24 protein-coding genes are annotated in these 21,602 nt (G+C 68.6%); 8 read left to right on the forward strand and 16 right to left on the reverse strand.

The window, feature by feature from the left end:
• Positions 1-125: 125 nt before the first annotated feature.
• On the reverse strand, positions 126-605 hold the full coding sequence (locus AB4Y75_RS01690) for a group II truncated hemoglobin (protein ID WP_441434186.1): 480 nt from the start codon (positions 603-605) through the stop codon (positions 126-128).
• 173 nt (positions 606-778) lie between these two features.
• On the opposite strand from AB4Y75_RS01690, the gene AB4Y75_RS01695 reads away from it, so the two are divergent.
• From AB4Y75_RS01695 to AB4Y75_RS01725, 7 genes are all read left to right on the forward strand, one after another.
• Complete coding sequence (locus AB4Y75_RS01695; RefSeq protein WP_441434187.1) at positions 779-2,374, forward strand: Na+/H+ antiporter; 1,596 nt, start codon at positions 779-781, stop codon at positions 2,372-2,374.
• A gap of 193 nt (positions 2,375-2,567) precedes the next feature.
• Positions 2,568-3,512 (forward strand): aldo/keto reductase, encoded by a 945-nt coding sequence (locus AB4Y75_RS01700; RefSeq protein ID WP_441435237.1) that lies wholly within the window; start codon positions 2,568-2,570, stop codon positions 3,510-3,512.
• A 161-nt stretch (positions 3,513-3,673) separates the two neighbouring features.
• Positions 3,674-4,534, forward strand: a complete 861-nt coding sequence (locus tag AB4Y75_RS01705; protein WP_441434188.1) for an HpcH/HpaI aldolase/citrate lyase family protein — start codon at positions 3,674-3,676, stop codon at positions 4,532-4,534.
• 13 nt (positions 4,535-4,547) lie between these two features.
• A complete protein-coding gene (locus tag AB4Y75_RS01710; protein ID WP_441434189.1) occupies positions 4,548-4,775 on the forward strand; it encodes a DUF3188 domain-containing protein in 228 nt (75 codons plus the stop codon).
• A 116-nt stretch (positions 4,776-4,891) separates the two neighbouring features.
• Positions 4,892-5,341 (forward strand): FAS1-like dehydratase domain-containing protein, encoded by a 450-nt coding sequence (locus tag AB4Y75_RS01715; RefSeq protein WP_441434190.1) that lies wholly within the window; start codon positions 4,892-4,894, stop codon positions 5,339-5,341.
• Positions 5,341-5,793, forward strand: coding sequence for a MaoC family dehydratase (locus tag AB4Y75_RS01720; RefSeq protein WP_441434191.1), 453 nt, complete (start codon positions 5,341-5,343; stop codon positions 5,791-5,793). The genes AB4Y75_RS01715 and AB4Y75_RS01720 overlap by 1 nt, the downstream gene beginning before the upstream one ends.
• A complete protein-coding gene (locus AB4Y75_RS01725; RefSeq protein ID WP_441434192.1) occupies positions 5,790-6,854 on the forward strand; it encodes a UDP-N-acetylmuramate dehydrogenase in 1,065 nt (354 codons plus the stop codon). The genes AB4Y75_RS01720 and AB4Y75_RS01725 overlap by 4 nt, the downstream gene beginning before the upstream one ends.
• 19 nt (positions 6,855-6,873) lie before the next feature.
• Here AB4Y75_RS01725 and AB4Y75_RS01730 read toward each other — a convergent pair whose 3' ends face one another.
• Positions 6,874-7,350 (reverse strand): hypothetical protein, encoded by a 477-nt coding sequence (locus AB4Y75_RS01730; RefSeq protein ID WP_441434193.1) that lies wholly within the window; start codon positions 7,348-7,350, stop codon positions 6,874-6,876.
• Between the two features lie 64 nt (positions 7,351-7,414).
• On the opposite strand from AB4Y75_RS01730, the gene AB4Y75_RS01735 reads away from it, so the two are divergent.
• The gene (locus AB4Y75_RS01735) at positions 7,415-8,560 is read left to right on the forward strand and encodes a winged helix DNA-binding domain-containing protein (protein ID WP_441434194.1); all 1,146 of its coding nucleotides are present in this window, start codon (positions 7,415-7,417) and stop codon (positions 8,558-8,560) included.
• Here AB4Y75_RS01735 and AB4Y75_RS01740 read toward each other — a convergent pair.
• From AB4Y75_RS01740 to AB4Y75_RS01805, 14 genes are all read right to left on the reverse strand, one after another.
• Complete coding sequence (locus AB4Y75_RS01740) at positions 8,548-9,174, reverse strand: DUF3060 domain-containing protein (protein ID WP_441434195.1); 627 nt, start codon at positions 9,172-9,174, stop codon at positions 8,548-8,550. The two genes, AB4Y75_RS01735 and AB4Y75_RS01740, sit on opposite strands and share 13 nt — an antisense overlap.
• Before the next feature lie 121 nt (positions 9,175-9,295).
• Positions 9,296-10,441, reverse strand: a complete 1,146-nt coding sequence (locus AB4Y75_RS01745) for an aminotransferase class V-fold PLP-dependent enzyme (protein WP_441434196.1) — start codon at positions 10,439-10,441, stop codon at positions 9,296-9,298.
• 200 nt (positions 10,442-10,641) lie between these two features.
• Entirely contained in the window at positions 10,642-11,772 is a 1,131-nt protein-coding gene (asd, locus tag AB4Y75_RS01750; RefSeq protein ID WP_441434197.1) for an aspartate-semialdehyde dehydrogenase, read from the reverse strand.
• Positions 11,773-11,817: 45 nt separating this feature from the next.
• The gene (locus AB4Y75_RS01755) at positions 11,818-12,219 is read right to left on the reverse strand and encodes a hypothetical protein (protein WP_441434198.1); all 402 of its coding nucleotides are present in this window, start codon (positions 12,217-12,219) and stop codon (positions 11,818-11,820) included.
• Positions 12,220-12,224: 5 nt separating this feature from the next.
• Positions 12,225-12,863, reverse strand: a complete 639-nt coding sequence (locus AB4Y75_RS01760) for a hypothetical protein (RefSeq protein ID WP_441434199.1) — start codon at positions 12,861-12,863, stop codon at positions 12,225-12,227.
• Between the two features lie 23 nt (positions 12,864-12,886).
• Positions 12,887-13,867 (reverse strand): hypothetical protein, encoded by a 981-nt coding sequence (locus AB4Y75_RS01765; protein WP_441434200.1) that lies wholly within the window; start codon positions 13,865-13,867, stop codon positions 12,887-12,889.
• A 91-nt stretch (positions 13,868-13,958) separates the two neighbouring features.
• Positions 13,959-14,189 carry an NF038396 family protein gene (locus tag AB4Y75_RS01770; protein WP_441434201.1) on the reverse strand — a complete coding sequence of 77 codons (231 nt, stop codon included), beginning with the start codon at positions 14,187-14,189 and terminating at the stop codon, positions 13,959-13,961.
• Between the two features lie 52 nt (positions 14,190-14,241).
• Complete coding sequence (locus AB4Y75_RS01775; protein WP_441434202.1) at positions 14,242-14,802, reverse strand: dihydrofolate reductase; 561 nt, start codon at positions 14,800-14,802, stop codon at positions 14,242-14,244.
• Complete coding sequence (locus AB4Y75_RS01780) at positions 14,799-15,602, reverse strand: thymidylate synthase (protein WP_441434203.1); 804 nt, start codon at positions 15,600-15,602, stop codon at positions 14,799-14,801. Before AB4Y75_RS01780 ends, AB4Y75_RS01775 begins: the two co-directional genes overlap by 4 nt.
• 9 nt (positions 15,603-15,611) lie before the next feature.
• Entirely contained in the window at positions 15,612-16,001 is a 390-nt protein-coding gene (locus tag AB4Y75_RS01785) for a GntR family transcriptional regulator (protein ID WP_441434204.1), read from the reverse strand.
• Positions 15,998-17,593, reverse strand: a complete 1,596-nt coding sequence (locus tag AB4Y75_RS01790; RefSeq protein WP_441434205.1) for a hypothetical protein — start codon at positions 17,591-17,593, stop codon at positions 15,998-16,000. The genes AB4Y75_RS01785 and AB4Y75_RS01790 overlap by 4 nt, the downstream gene beginning before the upstream one ends.
• A 150-nt stretch (positions 17,594-17,743) precedes the next feature.
• Entirely contained in the window at positions 17,744-18,364 is a 621-nt protein-coding gene (locus AB4Y75_RS01795; RefSeq protein ID WP_441434206.1) for a hypothetical protein, read from the reverse strand.
• Positions 18,365-18,375: 11 nt separating this feature from the next.
• Positions 18,376-19,353, reverse strand: coding sequence for an NUDIX hydrolase (locus AB4Y75_RS01800; RefSeq protein ID WP_441434207.1), 978 nt, complete (start codon positions 19,351-19,353; stop codon positions 18,376-18,378).
• Positions 19,353-21,596: an RNA degradosome polyphosphate kinase gene (locus AB4Y75_RS01805; protein ID WP_441434208.1), complete on the reverse strand. Its 2,244-nt coding sequence runs from the start codon at positions 21,594-21,596 to the stop codon at positions 19,353-19,355. Before AB4Y75_RS01805 ends, AB4Y75_RS01800 begins: the two co-directional genes overlap by 1 nt.
• Positions 21,597-21,602: the final 6 nt, after the last annotated feature.

Raw genomic sequence — 21,602 nt, forward strand, 5'->3', positions numbered from 1 at the left:
GGAGCCCTGAACCACCGCCGAGTTCGGGGGATCGTGCCGGGAACGGGGCCTGCGAGCCCTGCTTCCGGAAGGATCCCCCGAACTCGGCGGGCAGGTTGGAGCCGGCATCCACGGCCGAGGTCCGGTCAGGGCTCCACCAGCCCGTCCCACGACCACCGCGGCATGGCCAGCCCGGCGGGGACGTCGTCCGCGCTCCGGTGGTAGCGGGCCATGTCCACCGTGGTGGCCCAGGCGAAGTAGTCGTGCAGTGTTCTCCGCAGCCGTTCATCGGACGCCAGCCCGGCGTCCTCCAGGGCCCGGTCGAAACAGTCCACGGCCCGCGTGTCCATCTCCTCGTGGACCCCGTTCCCGGTGTGCCTGCGGACCACGGCGCTCTGGTCTCCGTACGCGCGGGAATAGAGGTCGGGACCGCCCAGCGACTCGGCCCAGTACGCCGCGAGGCGGGGAGTGTGATCAGGCCGGGTTCCGTTCCGGAAGGCGTGGCTGACCACGGGATCCTCCAGCACCCGCCGGTGCCAGGCCTCCGCGAGGGCCAGTAATCCATCGAATCCGCCCGCAGCGTCGTAGACGGACGGGGTGTGGTCCGAGCACATATGCAGCACCATACCTCTCGACCTCTCGACGGGTTCGGGGGATTCGGGGGATTCCGCCGCATGCGGAGTCTGCAGCCCGTGAAGCCGGCGCCCCCGAACCCGCACGGACCTTCCGGGCCTGCCCGGTGAGGACTCACACGTGCCAAGCCCTTCGGGATCGGCCGGGGCGCTGGAACAATGGCGGAATGGAACAGCTCGCACTCATCGTCGGATTGCTCTTCGCCACGGTGCTCGCCGTCGGCCTGGGGGACCGTCTGAAACTCCCCTACCCGGTCCTCATGCTGCTCATGGCCATGGTCATGACCTTCATCCCCGGGTTCCCGGAGTTCGCCATCGATCCCGAGCTGATCCTGCCGATCTTCCTCCCGCCCCTGCTGTTCGCCACGGCGCAGCGCAGTTCCTGGCAGGTCTTCCAGCTGCGCTGGCGCACCCTGCTGTGGCTCGCCGTCGGGCTGGTGGTGGTGACGACCGTGTTCGTGGCCGGGGCGGCCTGGATGCTGATCCCGGGCATCGGCATCCCCGCGGCCATCGCCCTGGGCGCGATGGTGGCGCCGCCGGACCCGGTCGCCGTCGAATCGGTGGCGGGCAAGGTGCACATGCCCCGCAAGCTCATGAACATCCTGCAGAGCGAGGGTCTGTTCAACGACGCCGCCGCCATCGTGATCTTCCAGGCGGCGGTCGCGGCGACGCTGGCCGGACGGAACCTGGACGCGAGCCTGGTGCCGAAGTTCCTCCTGGGCATCGTGCTGGCGGTCATCATCGGTGTGCTGATGGGCTACGCGGCCAAGCTCGTCACCTGGCTCGTCACGGCCGGCGTGGCACGCACCGCCGTGAGCCTGGTGGTCCCCTTCGCCGCCTACATCCTCGCTGAGGAGGTGCACGCATCCGGTGTCATCGCCGTCGTGGTCGTGGCGCTGGAGATGAAGCGGCACGCGCGGCCCGAGGACGCGGCGGAGCGCGTCAGCCAGGCGGCGTTCTGGGACGTGGTGGAACTGCTGGCCACGGGTCTGGCGTTCGGACTGGTGGGCCTGGACATCCGCCAGGTCATCCACCACGAGGGTGCCGGGATCTTCGAGATGGTGCCCGCGGCGATCGCGGTCTGCGCCGTGGTGGTGGCGGTCCGGTTCCTGTGGACGTGGCTGTACCTCTCGACCCGGCGCTCGCTGTACCACGGCGACTGGGTGGCGATGCTCAAGGACGTCATCATCCTCAGCTACAGCGGCATGCGCGGCCTGGCCACCCTGGCCCTGGCGCTCGCCCTTCCGCTGGTCCTCGACGACGGCTCGGCTTTCCCCGCACGGGACCAGATCCTGGTGACGGCGTGCGCCGTGCTCCTGGTGACGCTCGTGCTCCCGGGCCTGACGCTCCCGGCGCTCATGAAGGTCCTCAAAGCCCAGGACGACGGCTCGGAGGAGAAGGAGGCCACCCGCATGCTCGGCCGCCGGGCGCAGAAGGCCGCTCTGATGGCCCTCAAGGAGAGCGAGCTGGTCAGCCAGCTCACGCCCGAGCAGCAGGCCATGATGGCCAAGCGCTTCAAGTCGCTCCACGTGGAACTTCAGGGGACCGACCCCGAGCACCCGGGGAAGGGGCTCTCCGACGACGTCCGCGAACGCCTCGCCAAGGGCCGCGAACTCATGGTGGCGGCCCAGACCATCGCCCTCGACGCCGCCCGCCAGGAGGTGCTCGTGGCCCGTAAGGAACTCGGCATGGATCCCGAAGTGGCGGACCACGTGCTGCGTCAGCTGGACCTGCGCACCATGGTGATGCCCACGGCGGACTGAGGCCCCCGGCACTGGCGGAGCCGACGACGGCGGGACGGCCGCCGTCGTCGGCCATCCCACCGCAGCGTGCGGCGCAGCTCCGCTCGCGCGCCGCTGTTCAGGCGCTTGCGGTGACTGGCGGCGCCGCCGGGGACCGTGAAAGAGTTCCGGTATGAGCCAGAACACACAGCAGGAGCCCGGCCGTGAATCCGGCATGGGACGGATCATCTACGGCTGCATGGGCCTCGGCGGACCCTGGGAACCCACCCCGTACACCGAGGCCGACGTGGCGCAGGCGTCCGAGGTCATCGACGCGGCCCTGGCCATCGGCGTCGAGCTCTTCGATCACGCGGACATCTACCGCTTCGGTAAGGCGGAGGCCGTGTTCGGGGAGGTCCTGGCCGCGCGGCCGGAGCTGAGGGACCGGATCCTCCTGCAGAGCAAGTGCGGCATCCGTCTGCACGAGAACGGCCTGAACAACTACTACGACCTGAGCTACGACTCCATCATGGAGCGCGTCGAGGGCATCCTGGAACGCCTCCGGACCGACCATCTGGACACGCTCCTGTTCCATCGCCCCGACCCGCTACTCCATCGCGACGAGGCGGCCCGAGCGGTGCGTGAATTGCTCGCCGACGGCCGGATCAGGGCGCTGGGCGTCTCCAACATGTCCGCGGCGCAGATGGAACATCTCCAGGACGCATTGTCCACCCCGCTCGTGGCGAATCAGCTCGAGATGAGCCTGGGCACCCGGGACTGGGTGGACTCCACCGTGACGGTGAACCACCGGCAGGGCGCCGGCAATCCGTTCCCGCACGGCGTGCTGGAGTACTGCATGAGCCGCGGCGTGGAACTCCAGGCCTACGGTTCGCTGGCCAACGGCCGGTACACCGGCGGAGTGCCGGCTCAGGATCTCAGCGACGCTGACCGCGCGACGGCGGACCTCGTCCAGGAACTGGCCGGCCAGTTCGGGGTGGCGCCGGAATCCGTGCTGCTCGGCTGGCTCATGAAGCACCCGGCGCGCATCTCCCCGGTGATCGGCACCACCAACACGGCCCGGATCGCCGCGTGCGGGGACGCGATCTCGGTGGCGCAGCGGATGGACCGGCTCCAGTGGTACCGGCTGTGGATCACGGCCCGCGGCGAGTACATCCCGTAGCCCGCGGACTCCGGCGTCGGGCGCACGAGCTATACCGGTCTAGGGGCAAAGTGACGCCTGCCGCTCGGAATCTGTGAGAAAAGTCAAATAAAACCAGATATGACTGTCCGGGGCCCACAATCGCTTGGGCGCGTGTGGCCCCGGACCGGTACCGTATTCTCATGAGTTCTTCCGTCACTTCCACTGGTCGTCCCACTCGAAAAGTCAGCCCGGACATCGCGCGTTCGTGGCTCCTGGTCAACGCCATGAAGACGGAACTCTTCGATGACGCAGCCGCCTCCCGCGCGGACGCCATCATCCTGGACATCGAAGACGCCGTGGACCCCTCGCACAAGGACGAGGCCCGCGACAACGTCCGCGGCTGGCTCGAAGCCGGCGGCCAGGCCTGGGTCCGGATCAACGACGCCACGAGCCCCTTCTGGGCCGATGACCTCGCCGGTCTCCGTGGCACCCCCGGTCTGCTCGGCGTGATGCTCGCCAAGACCGAGTCCGCCGACCAGGTCACCGAGTCCTACCACCGTATGGACGGCAAGACCCCCGTGATCGCCCTGGTGGAGTCCGCCGTCGGCATCGAAGAGGCCAACAACATCGCCAAGGGCCAGGGCTGCTTCCGCCTGGCGTTCGGCTCCGGTGACTTCCGTCGCGACACCGGCATGGCCGCCACGCCGGAGGCCATGGCGTACCCGCGGGCCAAGCTCGTGGTCGCCAGCCGCGTGGGCGGTCTGCCGGGCCCCATCGATGGCCCCACCGTCGGCAGCAACCACCCGATCCTGCGCGAGCAGAGCGCCATCACCGTGACGATGGGCATGACCGGCAAGCTCTGCCTCGCCACGGACCAGACCGCCATCATCAACGAGGTCATCAGCCCCACGCCGTCCGACGTCGCCTGGGCCACCGACTTCATGAACGACTTCGAGGCCAACGGCCGCGTGATCCGGGACGGCTCCGACCTTCCCCGCCTGGGCCGCGCCGAGAAGATCATGAAGCTCGCCGTCGCCTTCGGCGTCACCCCGGCGCTCTGAGGCAGGCCCCTCGATGCTGGGTGATTTCTGGACGAGTGCGTCCACCGTCTACAAGACCGTGGTGCTCAGCGCCCTCGGTTTCATGGTGGTGGGTCTCGGCCTGAACATCATCGGCCTGATGAAGCACAACAATCCCCTGGCGATCGGGGCGCTTCCGGTCATCGGTGTGGGACTCCTGCTCCACGTGGTGGGAATGGTGATCCGCACCCGCGAACTCCGGAAAGGCCGCTCCGGCAAATAGCCCCTGCACCCCGCCGCGAACCGCCACTTGATGCCCTTATCCCGCCCGGATAACGGCATCAAGTGGCGGTTCGCGTGTGCGGAGGCCTCCAGCCCGTCGGACGATAGGCTTGTTCCATGAGTATCAATCCCGATCTGCAGGGCCGCAGCTACCCGGCCGCCGAGGTGTACGAGGTGGGCCGCGAGAAGGTCCGCGAGTTCGCCCGCGCCGTGAAGGCCACCCATCCGGCACACTTCGACGTCGAGGCCGCCCAGGCGCTCGGCCACGCCGATCTGGTGGCGCCGCCCACCTTCGCCATCATCGTGGCCCAGCGGGCGGACGCTCAGCTGATCGAGGACCCCGAGTCCGGCATCGACTTCTCCCGCGTCGTGCACGCGGACCAGCGTTTCACCCACCACCGCCCCATCGTGGCGGGGGACCGTCTGGTCGCCGAGCTCCACGTGGACACCGTTCGCGGGATGGGCGGCGGAGCCATGATCACCACTCGTTCGGAGATCACGACGGTGGATGGCGAGAAGGTCGCCACCACCACGTCGTCCATCCTGGTCCGCGGAGAGGGACAGTAATGCCTGCACTGAATCAACCTGCACTGAATGAGCTTGAGAAGGGCCAGGAGATCGGCCGCCGTGTCATCGACGTGAACCGTGTGGACCTGGTGAAGTACGCCGGGGCCTCCGGGGACTTCAACCCCATCCACTGGAACGAGGCGTTCGCCACGAGCGTCGAGCTGCCGGGCGTGATCGCCCACGGCATGTTCACCATGGGCTCCGCCGTCCAGCTGGTCACCGACTGGGCCGGCGATCCGGGCGCGGTCGTCGATTACCAGACCCGCTTCACCAAGCCGGTCCTGGTCCAGGACACCACCGGCACCGAAGAGCCTGGGGCACAGGTCGAGGTGACCGGCGTCGTGGGTGCGCTCGACGAGGAGGCCGGCACCGCCCGGATCGACCTCACCGTCACGTTCGACGGGCAGCGCGTCCTCATGAAGGCGCAGGCCGTGGTGAAGCTCTCCGCATGACACAGCCGACGCTGGCCGAGCTGACCACCACCCGCGTGGGCGGCCCCGCGGGCCGATACGTGGAAGCGGATTCCGAAGCCGCGATCATCGACGCCGTCCGCAGCGCCGACGCCGCGGGCGAGGATCTTCTGATCATCGGGGGAGGCTCCAACCTCCTGGTGTCCGACGACGGCTACCCGGGCACGGTGCTGCGCATCGCCTCGCAGGGCATCCGGGTGTCCTCCGAGGAGACCTGCGGCGGCGCCACCGTCACGGTGCAGGCAGGTCACCCCTGGGACGACTTCGTGCGCCACAGCGTGCTGCACGCCCACTCCGGAGTGGAGGCCCTGTCCGGGATTCCAGGCAGCTCGGGGGCGACCCCGGTGCAGAACGTCGGCGCATACGGGGCGGACGTCTCCCAGACCATCGCCCAGGTGCGGACCTGGGACCGTGGCACGAATGCCGTCCGGACCTTCACCCTCTCGGAGCTGGAGTTCGGGTACCGGGACTCGATCCTCAAGCGGACCACCAGCAACGGGTCCCCCCGGTTCGTTGTCCTGAGCGTGACGTTCCAGTTCCCGCTGGGCCGGATGAGCGCGCCGATCCGCTACGCCGAGCTTGCGCGCACCCTGGGCGTGGAGCCTGGACAGCGGGCCAACGCGCTGGAGGTCCGGCACGCCGTGCTCGAACTCCGCAAGGGCAAGGGCATGGTGCTGGACCCGGCCGACCACGACACCTGGTCCACGGGTTCGTTCTTCACCAATCCGGTGATCAGCGAGGCTGAGGCGGCCCGGCTGCCCGACGACGCGCCCCGGTACCCGGCGGGTGAGGGGCAGGTGAAGCTGTCGGCGGCCTGGCTGATCGACCACGCCGGGTTCCCGAAGGGCTACGGGCTGGACAAGGACTCCGTGACGGGCGGCCGCGCCTCGTTGTCCACCAAGCACACCCTGGCGCTCACCAACCGCGGCGGCGCCGCCGCACAGGACCTCCTGGCCCTGGCTCGTGAGGTGCGGGGCGGCGTGGAGGCGGCGTTCGGCGTCGTGCTCCACAACGAGCCGCTCCTCATCGGCCTGGAGCTCTGACAGTCGATCGGGTGAGGAGTCAGGCTTCCGGCTCGTCCAGAGAGCAGGCGCGGCTGAACAGCAGGTAGCTGAGCGCTGAGGCGCAGGCCCCCGTGAGGAAGACCTGGCTGAACGCCAGGGTCTGTGAGGTGGGCCCGCCCACCAGGAACAGCCCGATCACGGAGAACGCGATCGCCCCCGCCAGCATCATGAGCGCGCCGAAGTAGAAGCTGCGGACCATGACGGGCAGTTCGTTGCTGAGTGAAAGCTGCCAGCGCGCGGAGCGCGGCTTGTCCAGGGGCTGCGAGAACACCGCGCAGGCCAGGAAGACGATCGACAGCGCAGCCGCCGTGGAACCGACCACCTGGATCATCTGCAGCGTGCTGGACACCCTGAGGCCCGAGGTGATCGCCACGAACAGTGCCGCTCCCATGCCGAGGAAAGCCAGGAGCCAGCCGGGCACGGCCAGACAACGGCTCAGCAGGCGCATGTTCGGCCAGAGTTCTCCCAGGGTCACGAATCCACCTTATCCGGTGGCGGGTGACGGGAGCGGGGTCGGACCCTGCGCCTAGGATGACAGCATGGTCTCGACGCTGACTCCGCGGGACATCCCGCGTCTCCGCCTCCTCAGCCACGGGCTCCTGCCCGCGCCGGAAGGATTCCCCCGCCCGGCCTTCCACGCCCCGGAGGACGTGGTGGGCTGGATGACCGCCCTGCAGGGTCAGGACTGGAACTCCGTCCCGTGGTCCATCGGCGCACGGTGGACCGGCGGCGCGACGACGGCGGGCGAAGCTTCCGCGGCCTCCGCGGCGGCGGTGCGCCAGGCCTTCGCCGACGGCAGGATCGTGCGCTCCTGGCCCATGCGCGGCACGCTGCACACGCTCCTGCCCCACGACCTTCCGCTGTTCCACGCACTGACCTCGGAGCGCCTCCTGAAGTCCATGGCCTCACGGCACCGGAACCTCAGCATCGTGCCGGAGGACTGGGAGAAGGCCCGTGCCGTGGTGCGCGGGACGCTGAGCGGGGGAGGGCGGGCCACACGGGCTGAGTTGTTCACGGCCCTCGAGGAGGCGGGCCAGGGAACCCGCGAACAGCGGGGCGCCCACCTGCTCCTGGTCCTCTCCCTCACGGGGACGCTGGTCCAGGGGCCGGCCGAGGGCAAGGAGCACCTCTTCGTGCTTCAGGACGAGTGGATCACCGAGCCCCGTGAGCTGTCCCCGGAGGCGGCCCTGGACGACCTCCTGGAACGCTACGTCCGCAGCCACGGTCCGGCGACGATCCGGGACTTCGCCTGGTGGACCGGCCTGCCGCTGGGACAGTGCCGGGCGGCGCAGCTCCGGCTCGGTGAGCGGCTGCGGGAGTACCCCGGCGGCTGGCTCCTGAGCGCTGAGGCCGCTGCGTGGCTGGACGCCCGGGACGGCGAACCGCTGCCGGGCGCACGGTCGTTCCACCTGCTGGCCGGTTTCGACGAGTACATCCTCGGGTACACGGACCGCAGCGCGGTGCTGGCCCCGGGGCATTTCGACCTGGTGGTGCCCGGCGGCAACGGCATGTTCAAACGCACGTTCATGAGCGGCGGCGTGACGGACGGGACGTGGTCCACGGACTCGCGCGGCGCCGTCGTGCTGGAACCGTTCGAGGCGGACGGCCGGCGGGCGGCGCCCCACCGGTCGAGCGGGGCGCGCGCCGCCGGCTACCAGCGGTTCATGCGTTCTCAGCGGGTGTAGGTGTTGCCCTTCCCGGTGTCCGAACCGGGGACCTTCACCCCGGAGGACCAATTGAAGGTGTTGGTGCTGCCGCTGACGGTGAGACCGCTCAGAGCGCCGCTGAGGACCACCGTGTTGCGGTCTCCGGTCACCGTGAGGTCCTGAACGTCGTGCGCATTCAGGGTCCCGCCGACGCCTCCGAAGGTGACCTTTCCAGCCTTGCGGCTGAGCACCACGGTGGTGTCGGAGCCGGATACGGTCAGCGTGGTGATCTCGTCGGCATTGAGGCTGGACTTCGCGCCCGTCGACTCGACCGAGTCCCACTTCTTGCCGATCACGGCGGCACCGGCACCGGTCACCACGAGCTTCTTCGCGGAGTCGATGTTGGCGTGAACATCTGTGCCGGAGATGGTGACGGTCCCGCACTCGCCCGTGATGACCGCGGAGGCGGCCTTGGCGGAGACGGTGACGTCCTCGCCCGCGGCGCAGGCGCCGTCGGCGGTGATCTCCCGGGAGCCGCCCGCAGACGGCGCCGTTGTTCCCGCCCCGGAGGGCTGCGGTGTGGAGCAGCCTGCGAGTGCGAGCCCGAGAAGCAGAGCCGTCGAGGCGGCGAGTGATGAGGTGGTCCGTGTCATGGCAATCCCCTTTGCGGTGACGTCGAGTGATGGCAAGATCCTAGCGGGATGCGGGAACGCCGCCCACTGCGGGTCTCCGTTCTGACAGGTCTTACAAGCCCTTCGCTCAGAAGCCCAATTCTTAGAGACCCATCCGGTCCAGGGCGGCCCGGAACCGCTCCACCGCGCCGTCCACGTCCCCGAGCTTGTCCAGCCCGAACAGGCCGACGCGGAACGTGGAGAAGTTCTCCGGCTCTCCGCAATGGAGCGGCACACCGGCCGCCACCTGAACGCCTTCCCGTACGAAGCGCGCTCCGGATTTCAGCTCAGGGTCGGCAGTGTGGACCACCACGACGCTCGGCGCCGCGTACTCGGACGATGCGACCGAGGGCAGTCCCCGCTCCGCGAGCAGAGCGCGGACCCGGCGGCCGAGTTCCTCCTGGGCCGCCCGGAGTTCTGCGAAGCCGCGGTCCCGCGTGTCGATCATCTGTGCGAGATTGCGGATGATCGTGTCCGTGGGCATCGTCGCGTGGTAGGCCGCGCGCCCGGCGCGGTACGCCTCCGAGATGTTCAGCCAGGTCCGCAGATCCAGCGCGAAGCTGCTCGAGGCCCGGGACTCCACGATCTCCCGGGCACTCCGGCTGAGCATGACGTAGCCGACTCCGGGGGAGCCGCTCCAGCCCTTCTGCGGTGCGCTGAGGAGGACGTCCACCCCGAGCTCCTGCATGTCCACCAGCATCGCTCCAGAGGCGATGCAATCGAGCACCAGCGCGCCTCCCACCTCGTGCGCGGCGTCGGCGAGGGCCCGGATGTACTCGTCCGGCAGGATCATGCCCGCCGCGGTCTCGACATGCGGCGCGAACACGACGCCGGGACGCTCGGCGCGGATGGCGGACACGACCTCATCGAGAGGTACCGGGCTCCAGGAGGCCTGCGGGCCGTCGTCGTCCGGGCGTGCGGCGCAGACCGTGACGCCCGACGCGATGGCGCCGGCCTCAAGGATCTGGGACCAGCGATAGGAGAAGAGGCCGTTCCGCACCACCAGGGCGTGGGTGCCCGCGGCGAAGTGCCGCGCGACCGACTCCATGGCATAGCTCCCACCGCCGTTGACGACGGCGACGGCGTCCGCGGAGTAGGCCGACCGGAGGATCTCCAGTGTCTGCTGCATCGCCGAGACGAAGCGCGCGGACATGTGATTCAGGGATCGATCCGTGAAGACGACCGAATACTCCAGCAGGCCATCAGGATCGACTTCGGGACGGGGCAGCTCAGGCGTGGGCAGGCTCATGCCTCCATGGTGGCATGACGGATCCGGGAGGCGCAGCACCGGCGCTGGTATGTGGACAGAGCGATGCACAGACAGGAAGACACGCCGCGCCACGCCGCGCGCCCCCTCCCGCGCAGGCGCGCTCAGGAGACGGCGAAGGGGCGGGACTCCGCAATGAGTCCCGCCCCTTCGCTTTCAGGGACGCAGGCGCGGTCAGACCGTCAGAGACGACCGGTGGCGATGTTGACCATGCGGCGCAGCGGCTCGGCAGCGCCCCAGAGCAGCTGATCACCCACGGTGAACGCACTGATGTACTCCGGGCCCATCTCCATCTTGCGGATACGGCCCACCGGGATGTTCAGGGTTCCGGAGGCGGCCACGGGGGTGAGGTCGTTCATCGACGCCTCCTTGACGTTGGGCACCACGGTGGCCCATTCGTTGTCCGCGTCGATGATCTTCTCGATCTCCGCCACGGAGAGGTCTTCACGGAGCTTCAGCGTGAGCGCCTGGGAGTGGGAGCGCATGGCGCCGATGCGCACGCACAGGCCGTCCATGATGACGCGGTCGGCGTCGGTGGTGCCCAGGATCTTGTTGGTCTCCACCCCGGCCTTCCACTCCTCGCGGCTCTGACCGTTGCCGAGATCCGAGTCGATCCAGGGGATGAGCGAACCGGCCAGCGGCACGCCGAACTGGGCGGCGTCCACGCCGTCGCGCTGGTGGGCGAGGACCTTGCGGTCGATCTCCAGGATGGCCGACGCCGGATCCTCCAGCTCGCTGCTGACCTCGGCGTTCAGGGTGCCGAACTGGTTGAGCAGTTCGCGCATGTGGCGGGCGCCGCCGCCCGAGGCCGCCTGGTACGTCATGGAGGTGCCCCACTCGACCAGATTGTTCTTGAACAGGCCACCCAGGCCCATGAGCATGCAGGACACGGTGCAGTTGCCGCCGATGTAGTCCTTCACGCCGGTCTCCAGGCCGCGGTCGATGACGTCGCGGTTGATGGGGTCCAGGACGATGATGGAGTCGTCGTTCATGCGCAGGGTGGAGGCGGCGTCGATCCAGAGACCGTCCCAGCCGCGGGAGCGCAGCGCGGTGTGGACCTGCTTGGTGTAGTCGCCGCCCTGGGCGGTGACGATGATCGGCAGCTTGGCCAGGGTGTCGATGTCGAACGCGTCTTCCAGCGTGCCCGCGCCTTCGGCGAAGGAGGGAGCGGCACCTCCTGCGTTGGAGGTGGAGAAGAAGACGGGGTTCAGGCTGGCAAAGTCATTCTCTTCCTGCATGCGCTGCATGAGGACGGAACCGACCATGCCACGCCACCCGACAAAACCTACGGAAGGCCCGGCTGCGTTAGTCATGACCCGATTTTACGGGGAAAGACGTCCGCGTTTCCGCCGGTTACGTCACACGGGTGTCGGGAATGGCCCGGAAGCGCGCGACGGCGGGCGGCGCGGAGGGCGAGCGGGCCTCCGGGATCCGGCCCCGGCCGCGTCGGCGCCCTTGTGGTGTTTCGGCGCCCCCATTGGGGCGGGTGCGGCACCACCGCTCGCGAGGACGGCGAACAGCACGACCAGGGTGCCCAGGCCGAGCAGCACCATGAAGCAGAAGAGGATGCCCATGCCCCACCAGGTGGTCACCTGAGGTTGCCCGCGACCGGGGGAGAACCCGATCTCGTCGGCGGGATAGCTGCGCAGCCCCCCTTCTTTGGTGTTGCGCAGCACGCGCTTCTCACCACGGGCGAGTGCGGCCTTGTGCTCCCTGACCACCTCGTCGTTGTGACGCTCGCGGTCATTGCTGAACGACATCTCGGTCAGTCCTGCCGGATGAGCCGGATCTGTGCCAGGAGTGCTGCATCATCCAGCCCAGCCGTCTCCGTGACATCGTCCTCGGCGGCGGTGGACAGGCCGATGGTCCAGGAACCGTTCCCGTTCTTGATGTACAGGGTGCGGCCACTGGCGTCTTCACGCCGGCGGACGGTCACGCCGCCCCGGGGATGGACCCGCAGGTGCTCCCGGACGATGAAGAAGTCGGCATCCGCTCCGGTGATGTCCGGCCGCTGGGCCATGGCCCACCAGGTCAGGTAGGCGCGAGGCTGGAACAGGAGATGGATGTCCGGGCTCTCGATGCCGATCACGCTGTCCGTGAGCTCCTCGGTGATCAAGGAGATCTCCATGCGCCGAGTGGCGGAAGACAGCGCTGCGGCCACGGCTGCCGTAGGGCCGGACACGGCGATGTCCCCACCCGGTTCGACGGTGGCGAGACCACGGGCCACGAGGGACGAGGCACCCGCCGCGATCATGTCAGGGTTGCCGAGATACTCCGCAACACGCAGGGCCTCCGCACTCGCGGTCGTGGCGTCGTTCGGGACCATGGCGGCCAGCGTCGCGATCTCCGCGAATCCGTAGCCGATCGTGTCCGGCTGGGTCTGGGCTGCGGTGCTTTCAGTCATCGTTCTCTTCTCCAGTCAGTGCGTCATAAACCAAGGAAACCTCCGAGTTTCTTCAGGCCCTTGCCCGCTGCGTCAAGGGCCTTTCCGCCTGCATTCCATGCTCCCACGGCCGCGTCACCGATCGCCTTGCCGGTGGCGTTGACGGCGTCGTGCACGAAGGGGACGTTGTCGTAGATGGCAAGGGCTCCACTGGCCACCATGGCCACTGTGCCAACCGGTGGCGGAGCGAAGCAGGCGACCCCCAGCCCGGCTTTCACGGAGGAGTAGATGCCTTCGCCGATATCACCCTTGCTGAAGTTGTTGAAGGCGTCCAAGGTGTCCAGACCGACGCCCAGACCACCGAGGGCTTTGCCGCCGACGCTGAAGAACTTGGCGGCCTTTCCGTCTTCGGCGAGGTTGAGAAGACCGCGTGCGTCTCCGCTGTAGGCCTCGGAGAGCGAGTTGAGTCCCTTGCTGATGAGGTTCTCGTCCTGGAAGGCTTTGGCGATCGCCTGGAAGTCCTTGGACCAGAAATCCTTGAAACCGTCGGCCTTGTTGGCGAAGTTGACCAGGTCGAAGATTCCGGCCCGCAGGTCAGGGTAGGCCTTGATGGTGTTGTACAGGTCCCAGCCGTTGCGGAAGGGTGAATTGTCCCCGTCCGCCAGCCAGTCCGGTCCCAGCTGGAAGGGCCCGCCGTTGCCACCCGGCCCGCCCGGTCCACCGGGCATCGGCCCGCCGCCGGAGCCGTGAGCGCCGTTGGACGCGGTCTCCTGCTCGTCGGCCTGCGTGAGCAGGAAGCGCGATTGCTTCTTCAGCGCCGACGCCGCGTTCATCAGAACGGTGCGATGACTGCTGTTCCACTCAGACTTGAAACGGACCGCGTCGGGTCCCTGCCATGCCTGCGCGCTGTTGATGCTCTGGCCCAGCTGGCTTGATTGCTGGAGCAGATTCTCCGATGCCTTACCGAAGGTCTGCGCCAGAGTGCGCAATTGCGCGACGTCCGCGCCCCACACCGTGCTTCCCATCAGGACTCCTGTCGCCCTCTGTCATGTTCATCCACCAGCGAGAGTATCCCGGATGCCCGCCGGCTTGCGATGGGGAGCACTCCCCATCGGCTCACTCAGGCTGGGAGGACTCCTCGGCCAGTGCGGTCCGGCGCTTCTTCAGGGCCCACCACGAACCGAACACGAACACCTGGGTGACCAGCACCAGGACGATCACGCCGGGGATCCGGTTGCCGCCCAGGATCATGAACAGCCCCAGGACGGCGGTCACCAGACCGAGCAGTGGGAAGAGCATGTACCCGAGCACGAAGAGGACGTCGGAGCGGGTCAGAAGGTGTTTCATGCGGGCCTTTTCAGAATGCGGCGAAGTTCGGAAAGCGGGGTACGGGGGCGCCTCAGGCGCGTTCCCACAGGGTGAAGCGGTAGCGGGTGCCGTTCGCGGAGGTGAGCCAGCGGTCGGTGCCGTCGTCCTCCGGCTCGGGGTCGACGGCGGTGCATCGCCACGCGTCCGGAATACCCGGCGCATGGGTGTCGCCGTCCGCGTCGGAGTCGATCACGGTGACCACGGCGAAGTCGGCCTCCGAGACGGCCAGCCGGAAAATCTCGCCTCCGCCGATCACCCAGCGCAGCCCGTCCCCGGCCTCCGCGAAGGCATCCTCCAGCGACGGCACGACGACGGCGCCCTCCGCCTCGGGCGTCCCTGCCCAGTCCTCGCGCCGGGTCACCACGATGTTGGTGCGGCCGGGGAGCGGACGGTACTTCGAGGGGAAGGACTCCCAGGTCCGGCGGCCCATGATGACGGGATATCCGGTCGTGAGGGAGCTGAAGTGTTTCAGATCCTCCGGGAGGTGCCAGGGCATGATCCCGCCGGCGCCGATCACACCGTTCGCGGTCTGCGCCCAGATCAGTCCGGTGCCCTTCAGACGGGGACGGATCTCCTCGGCGAACGTGCTCATACGGCCACCGGGGCCTTGATGCCCGGGTGGTGCTGGTAGTCGACGACCTCGAAGTCTTCGAACTCGTAGTCGAAGATGCTCTCCGGGATGCGCTTGATCTGCAGCGTCGGGTACGGGAGCGCCTCCCGGCTGAGCTGGAGTTCCACCTGCTCCACGTGGTTGTCGTAGACGTGGCAGTCCCCGCCGGTCCAGACGAAGTCACCCACCTCGAGGCCGGCTTGCTGCGCGATCATGTGCGTCAGCAGGGCGTAGGACGCGATGTTGAACGGCACCCCGAGGAACATGTCCGCCGAACGCTGGTACAGCTGGCAGGACAATTTGCCGTCCGCCACGTAGAACTGGAAGAACGCGTGGCATGGGGGCAGTGCCATGTTCGAGATCTCTGCGACGTTCCACGCGGAGACGATGTGACGGCGTGAATCCGGGTTCGACTTCAGGTTCGCCACCAGCTCGGCGATCTGGTCCACGTGGCCGCCATCAGGTGTCGGCCACGAGCGCCACTGCACGCCGTAGACGGGGCCGAGCTCGCCGTCGTCGTCCGCCCACTCGTCCCAGATGGTGACGCCGCGCTCCTGCAGCCAGCGCACGTTCGAGTCGCCGCGCAGGAACCAGAGCAGTTCGAGGGCGAGGGATTTGAAGTGCACGCGCTTGGTGGTGATCAGCGGGAAGCCCTCGGCGAGGTCGAAGCGGACCTGACGTCCGAAAACGCTCCGCGTCCCCGTGCCCGTCCGGTCCGATTTGTGGGTGCCATGGTCCATGACGTCACGCAGCAGGTCCTCATAAGGCGTGGGGATGCTCATGGGTTCAGTCTAGCGGGCGAGGATCGCGCTGCTCAGGGTCTGGGCGTCGACGCCGTGCCGCCGCGCGACGGCGAGCAGATCCTCAAGCGCGGAGGCCACCGGCTCGGGGAGGGGAAGGGCATCTCCGCCCGGGGCATGCGGCGCGGCCGGGCCCGACGGCGCGACGACGGTGCTCCCGGAGCGCCGCGCCGTCCTGATCAGCCCTGCCGCCTCCAGCTCGCGGTAGGCCCGCGCGACGGTTCCGGCCGCGAGCCCGAGGTCTCCCGCCAGAGCGCGGACAGTGGGGAGCTTGCTTCCATCCGCCAGGGCCCCGTGCCGGATCAGCGTCTCCAGTTGTGCCCGCACCTGCTCGAACGGGGGAACAGGGGAGTCGAGGTGGATCTCGATCCTGGCGATCATACGTGGTGTGGCTCCGGAACGAGGGGCTCGTCCTGGGCCTCGTCCTCGGGCTCCGGGACCGGATCGACGGCGCTGAGGGCCCAGAGGAGCACGGCCAGGAGGATCAGCAGGCTGCCGGCCAGCTGGGCGAAGCCGAGGACGGCCGTGGTGACGCCGCCGTCGCCGGTCCGCCCCGTGACCTCCACGGGGAGCCTGATCTGGAAGAGCAGGAACGCGGAGACGCAGAGCAGGATGGCGCCGCTCCACAGGGTCAGCCGCTGCCAGCGCTCCTGGACGACGGCCTCGCGGTCCGGGGGAATGGTGGCGGGCAGCACCGAGGTGAGGGTGCGGACGGCGATCCTGTGCGCGGCGAACAGACCCAGGCCGATCACCAGCAGCGAGCCGATGCCGCACACGATGATGGCCGGGGTGGCGATCTCGCTGTGGTCACCCTCGGTGGACGCGACGTTCCACAGCGCGCTTCCCAGGGCGAGGAGGGCGGTCACGCCGCAGAGCACGGCCACGGTCAGGGTCGAGGCTCGTGGCATCGGCAGCCGCGCGGGCGGGGCAGGGTGGGGTTCCTGGGGGATCTTCCGCGTGCACCAGAGCACCCAGAGCAGGAACAGGATCCCGGCGGTCAGGACGATCACGATCGCCTGCACTCCGGCGCCGTTGAGGACGACGGATGGAATCAGCACCAGCAGGGTCACGAGCCCGAACGGCACGGCCGGCACGACGGCCAGCCGGTGCCACCGGAGCGCCGGATCGGCGGGCTTCGGGTCGGATGCCGGCCGGAAGATGGGGACGGGCCAGCGCCACATCACCAGAAGCACCAGGACGTTGAAGACCGCCCCGGGAAAGAACTCGGAGCCCGCGGTGAAGCCGGGCACTTTCAGTCCGGCGAACCCCGCGGCGATCGCGCCCAGCCCGGAGGCGATGGTGGCGGAGGTCCGGAGGAGCCTGTTCATGGACAGGGTCCGCAGATAGGAGTTCTCCCGCCGGGTCAGCCCGGCCAGCTGGTGCCGGTGGGCGATCAGCAGAAGAACCGCGAAGGTGCCCACAGCCAGAAGGAGCAACGCCCCACCCAGCCACGCCGCGACCTCGGGACCCGGGAGACGTCCGGGATTGGGAACCGCGTACGGGGAAGGGTCCTCGCGCGGGGCCATGCCGGCGAACCTGAGGGTGGCGAGGATCAGAAGCAGGCTGATCAGGAACACCAGGACGGTGACCACCGTGAGCGGCTTGGGTAGGAAATCGGCCAGTCGGCGGGGCCGGATGTCCGCAGTGCGCACGGACCGCCGGTCACCCGGGTAACTCCACTGACCGAGCGCGTGAATGCCGAGGACCAGGACGACCGGCACGAAGAGCATCCACGGCGCCGGCCCGGGGCCGAATTGCGCTTGCCGCACCTCCCAGAAGGCGGACGATCCCGCCAGTGAACTGGCCATCCAGCCGAGCACGCCCACGGTGAGCGAGTGCTTCGCGGCGGTGGCCTGTGTCGCCCCGTGGGGACCCGCGGACACCATCCGCCGCAGGAGCAGGAACAGGATGGCGGCGCCGGCCAGGGCCATGCCGAAGGGAACGTAAGGCGTCAGTTCGTACGGAATGCTCATCTCAACCCCCCATTTTGTATCAAGTGTTTGATACAAAATGGGCGCTGTCAAGGACGTTCCCGCCCCTTAACCACCGCGAGGGAACAGCTGGTGCCCTCATCCACGGCGGGAAGGGGCACCAACTGTTCCCTCGAGGGGAGGAGAGGAGATCTAGAGCGCGGCGGCCTCGAGGAGAGCGGCCACTTCGGCGGGCCCGAGACCGCCGACGGGCTCTTCCGCGCCGGTCTCGGAGATCCCGGCGAACCGCCAGCCGTCGGCTTCACGCGTGACCTCGTACGAGCTGTTGCGCTCCTGCGTGCTGACCGTGACGGTCGCCTGGCTGCCCGGGTTCTCGTCGGCGTGCTGGTGCAGGATGCTCACCGCGGTCTGGGACGCCGTGAGCTCCTCCGGCAGCGGGGTGGCGAACCAGGTGCTCAGGATGCCGGGCTGGAACAGCATGCGCATGCCCTCGGCCTCCACCAGGACCAGGCGCGTCGACGCGCCCTCGCCCGCGCTCACCTGCAGCGTGATCCAGAGCGAGCCACCGCCCAGCACGTGCGCGACGGCGGACGCCGCACCACTGATGCCCAGGCCGTCGTCCTCGGGCTGCACGAAGCCGCGGGCGGCGAGGCCGGAGACCCCCACCTCGGAGAGTGTCGGGTCAGCGGCCCAGGCCGCGGCGTCGAGGGCTTCCACGGAGCGGTCGTGGCCCGGGCCTTCGAAGCTGCTCAGCAGGAAGGCCAGCTCGGCGACGCCGAAACCGATCGGCTCGGGTGCTGCATTCTCAGTCATCAGTCGATCCTTCAGTCGTCGAAAGGCCGGTACTGCTCCACCGCGACCACGCGGGACCGGGAGTCCTTGCGCACGTGGAGGACGAGCACCTCGCCCGGCGCCAGGTACGGATCCCGGTCCGGCAGGCTCTGTGCGAGCGGCGCTTTCATGTGCCTGGAGACCTGCTCCAGGATGGTCGGGAGGGTGGGCCGGTGCACGCACACGGCGGCCGGCACCCCCTTGTCGAAGACCGCCTCGATGGCGGCCGCCGTCTTCTGGGGTTTGCGCTCATGGCTGTGCTCGGTCAGAGCGTCCACGAGCTTGACCTTGGCCTTCGTGGCTTTCACGTACGGGGCGATCGTGGAGATGCAGCGCTTCCAGGGGCTGCTCACGATCCGCTCCGGACTCCACACGGCCAGGAGGCGCCGCACGGCCTGGGCCTGACGGAGACCCGAGGCGGCCAGAGTGCGGTCCCCTTCGCCCTTGGTCCAGGACGCCCGGGGCTTGGCCTTGGCATGCCGCACGATCACGAGGGGCCAGGTGTCCAGGGAGTCGGCCTCGAAAGCCGCCACCAGAGCCGCCAGCGGTGCACGGTCGGAGGGGTTGCTGAGCAGCTCCGCCGCGCGTTCCGGTGAACACCAGAGCAGGCTGTCCACCTCTTTGCCGTCCTGCTTGACTCTGGCGTCCTGGGCGTTGACGGCCCAGTAGTGGACCACCTTCAGCCCGGCGCCCACCCGGTAATGGATGCTCGGCAGGGGGATGCCGAGGCCGGCGGTCAGGCCGATCTCCTCGAAGATCTCCCGCGCGCCGCACTCCGGCACCGTCTCGCCGTCGTCGAGCTTGCCCTTCGGCCAGGACCAGTCGTCGTAGCGCGGACGATGGATCAGCAGCACCTCCAGCGCACCACGGGTGATGCGCCAGGGGAGGCCGCCCGCGGCGACCACCGCGACTTTCTCGCCGGGATGTTCGGACTGGTCGGCGACCAGTGCGTCGGCACGTGCTTCGGGCATCAGCGGATGGACCCCGTGCGCTGGCGGGCCCGGGACGCGAGCAGCCAGGACTGGATGTCCAGCAGAGGGGTGCCGTCCTCGGCGAGGTGGTGGCGTTCCCACTCGCCCTCGTCGTTCAGGTGCCAGCTGGAGGTGCCCGGGTCGACGTAGCGGTCCATCAGGTCCACCAGCTCACGGATGTCATCCTGGTTGGTCAGCTGCACCAGGGCCTCGACGCGGCGGTCCAGGTTGCGGTGCATCATGTCGGCGGAACCGATGTAGACCACGGGGTCGCCGTCGTTGGCGAAGGTGAAGACCCGGGAGTGCTCCAGGAAGCGGCCCAGAATGGACCGGACGGTGATGTTCTCACTCAGGCCCGGCACACCGGGACGGAGGGAGCAGATGCCGCGGACGATCACGTTGACCTCCACCCCGGCTTGGGAGGCGCGGTACAGGGAGTCGATGATCGCCTCGTCCACCATGGAGTTGACCTTGATCTGGACCTTGGCCTTCTTCCCGGCCTTGGCGTTGGCGATCTCCTGGTCGATGCGCTCGATCAGGCCGCTGCGCACCGAGCGCGGCGCCACCAGCAGTCGCTTGAACGTCGACTTCGGCGCGTACCCGGAGAGCTGGTTGAACAGCTTGGACAGGTCCTCGCCCACCTGGTGGTTGGCGGTCAGCAGACCCAGATCCTCGTAGTAGCGGGCCGTGCGGGGGTGGTAGTTGCCCGTGCCGATGTGGCAGTAGCGGCGGATGCCGTCGGACTCCTGCCGGACCACCAGGGACAGCTTGCAGTGCGTCTTCAGGCCCACGATGCCGTACACCACGTGCACACCGGCCTGTTCCAGCTTCCGGGCCCAGGAGATGTTGGCCTGCTCATCGAACCGGGCCTTGATCTCCACGAGCGCCAGGACCTGCTTGCCGGCCTCGGCCGCGTCGATCAGGGCGTCCACGATCGGGGAGTCGCCGCTGGTGCGGTACAGGGTCTGCTTGATGGCCTGGACCTTGGGGTCGGCCGCGGCCTGCTCCAGGAACGCCTGCACCGAGGTGGAGAAGGAGTCATAGGGGTGGTGCAGCAGGATGTCACGACGGCGCATGGCCGCGAACACGTTCGCCGCCTTGGACGTCTCGGACTCGTTCAGGTAGCGGGACGTGTGCGGAACCTGCTTGGGATAGTGCAGATCGGCGCGGTCGATCCCCGCGATGACCGAGAGGCCTCGCAGGTCCAGGGGCGCCGGGACGGAGACCACCTCGGACTCGTCGATGCTGAGTTCGCGCACCAGGAGCTCCCGGACGGCCGGGTTGATGTCCGTGGTGACCTCCAGGCGGACCGGAGGGCCGAACCGGCGGCGCAGCAGTTCCTTCTCCAGGGCCTGGAGCAGGTTCTCGGCGTCGTCCTCCTCGACCTCCACGTCCTCGTTGCGGGTGACGCGGAAGGTGTGGTGCTCCACCACCTCCATGCCCGGGAAGAGCTGATCGAGATGGACGGCGATCACCTCCTCCAGCGTGATGAAGCGCGCCACGCGCCCGGCGACGGCGCCCGCACGCGGACCGTCCACGGAGATCAGGCGCGGCAGCTGGTCCGGCACCTTCACACGGGCGAAGAGTTCCTTCTGGCTGACGGGGTTGCGCACCACCACGGCCAGGTTCAGGGACAGCCCGGAGATGTACGGGAACGGGTGGGCGGGGTCCACGGCCAGCGGCGTCAGGATCGGGAAGACCTTCTCCGTGAACATGGTGCTGACGCGGTGCTGGGCCTCCTGGTCCAGTTCATCCCAGTGCATGAGGTGAATGTGCTCGTAAGCCAGGGCCGGACGGATCTGCTCGGCGAAGACCCGGGCGTGGCGCTCCTGCAGGGCGCTGGCGGCCTCGCTGATCTGCTCCAGGACCTCCACGGGGCTCAGCCCGGCGGGGGAGGGCACGGCCAGTCCGGTGGCGATGCGGCGCTTGAGACCGGCCACCCGGACCATGAAGAACTCGTCCAGATTGGACGCGAAGATGGACAGGAAGTTGACCCGCTCCAGCAGGAAGAGGTCCGGATCCTCGGCGAGCTCCAGCACGCGGGCGTTGAACTTCAGCCAGGACAGCTCACGGTCCAGGAAGCGGTCGGGGCTGATGTCGCCGTCCGGCAGCAGACTCGGCTCCTGGAACTCCGGCAGTTCGATCCGGTCCTGCGTCGCCCGGGCGGCATTGACCTCGGAGGAACCGAATCGCTGTGAGAGCCTGCTCACGGTCCCTGTGGAACCCTTGTTGTCGCTGCTCATGCCACA

Source organism: Arthrobacter sp. RAF14, assembly GCF_052114185.1.
Taxonomy (GTDB): Bacteria; Actinomycetota; Actinomycetes; order Actinomycetales; family Micrococcaceae; genus Arthrobacter_E.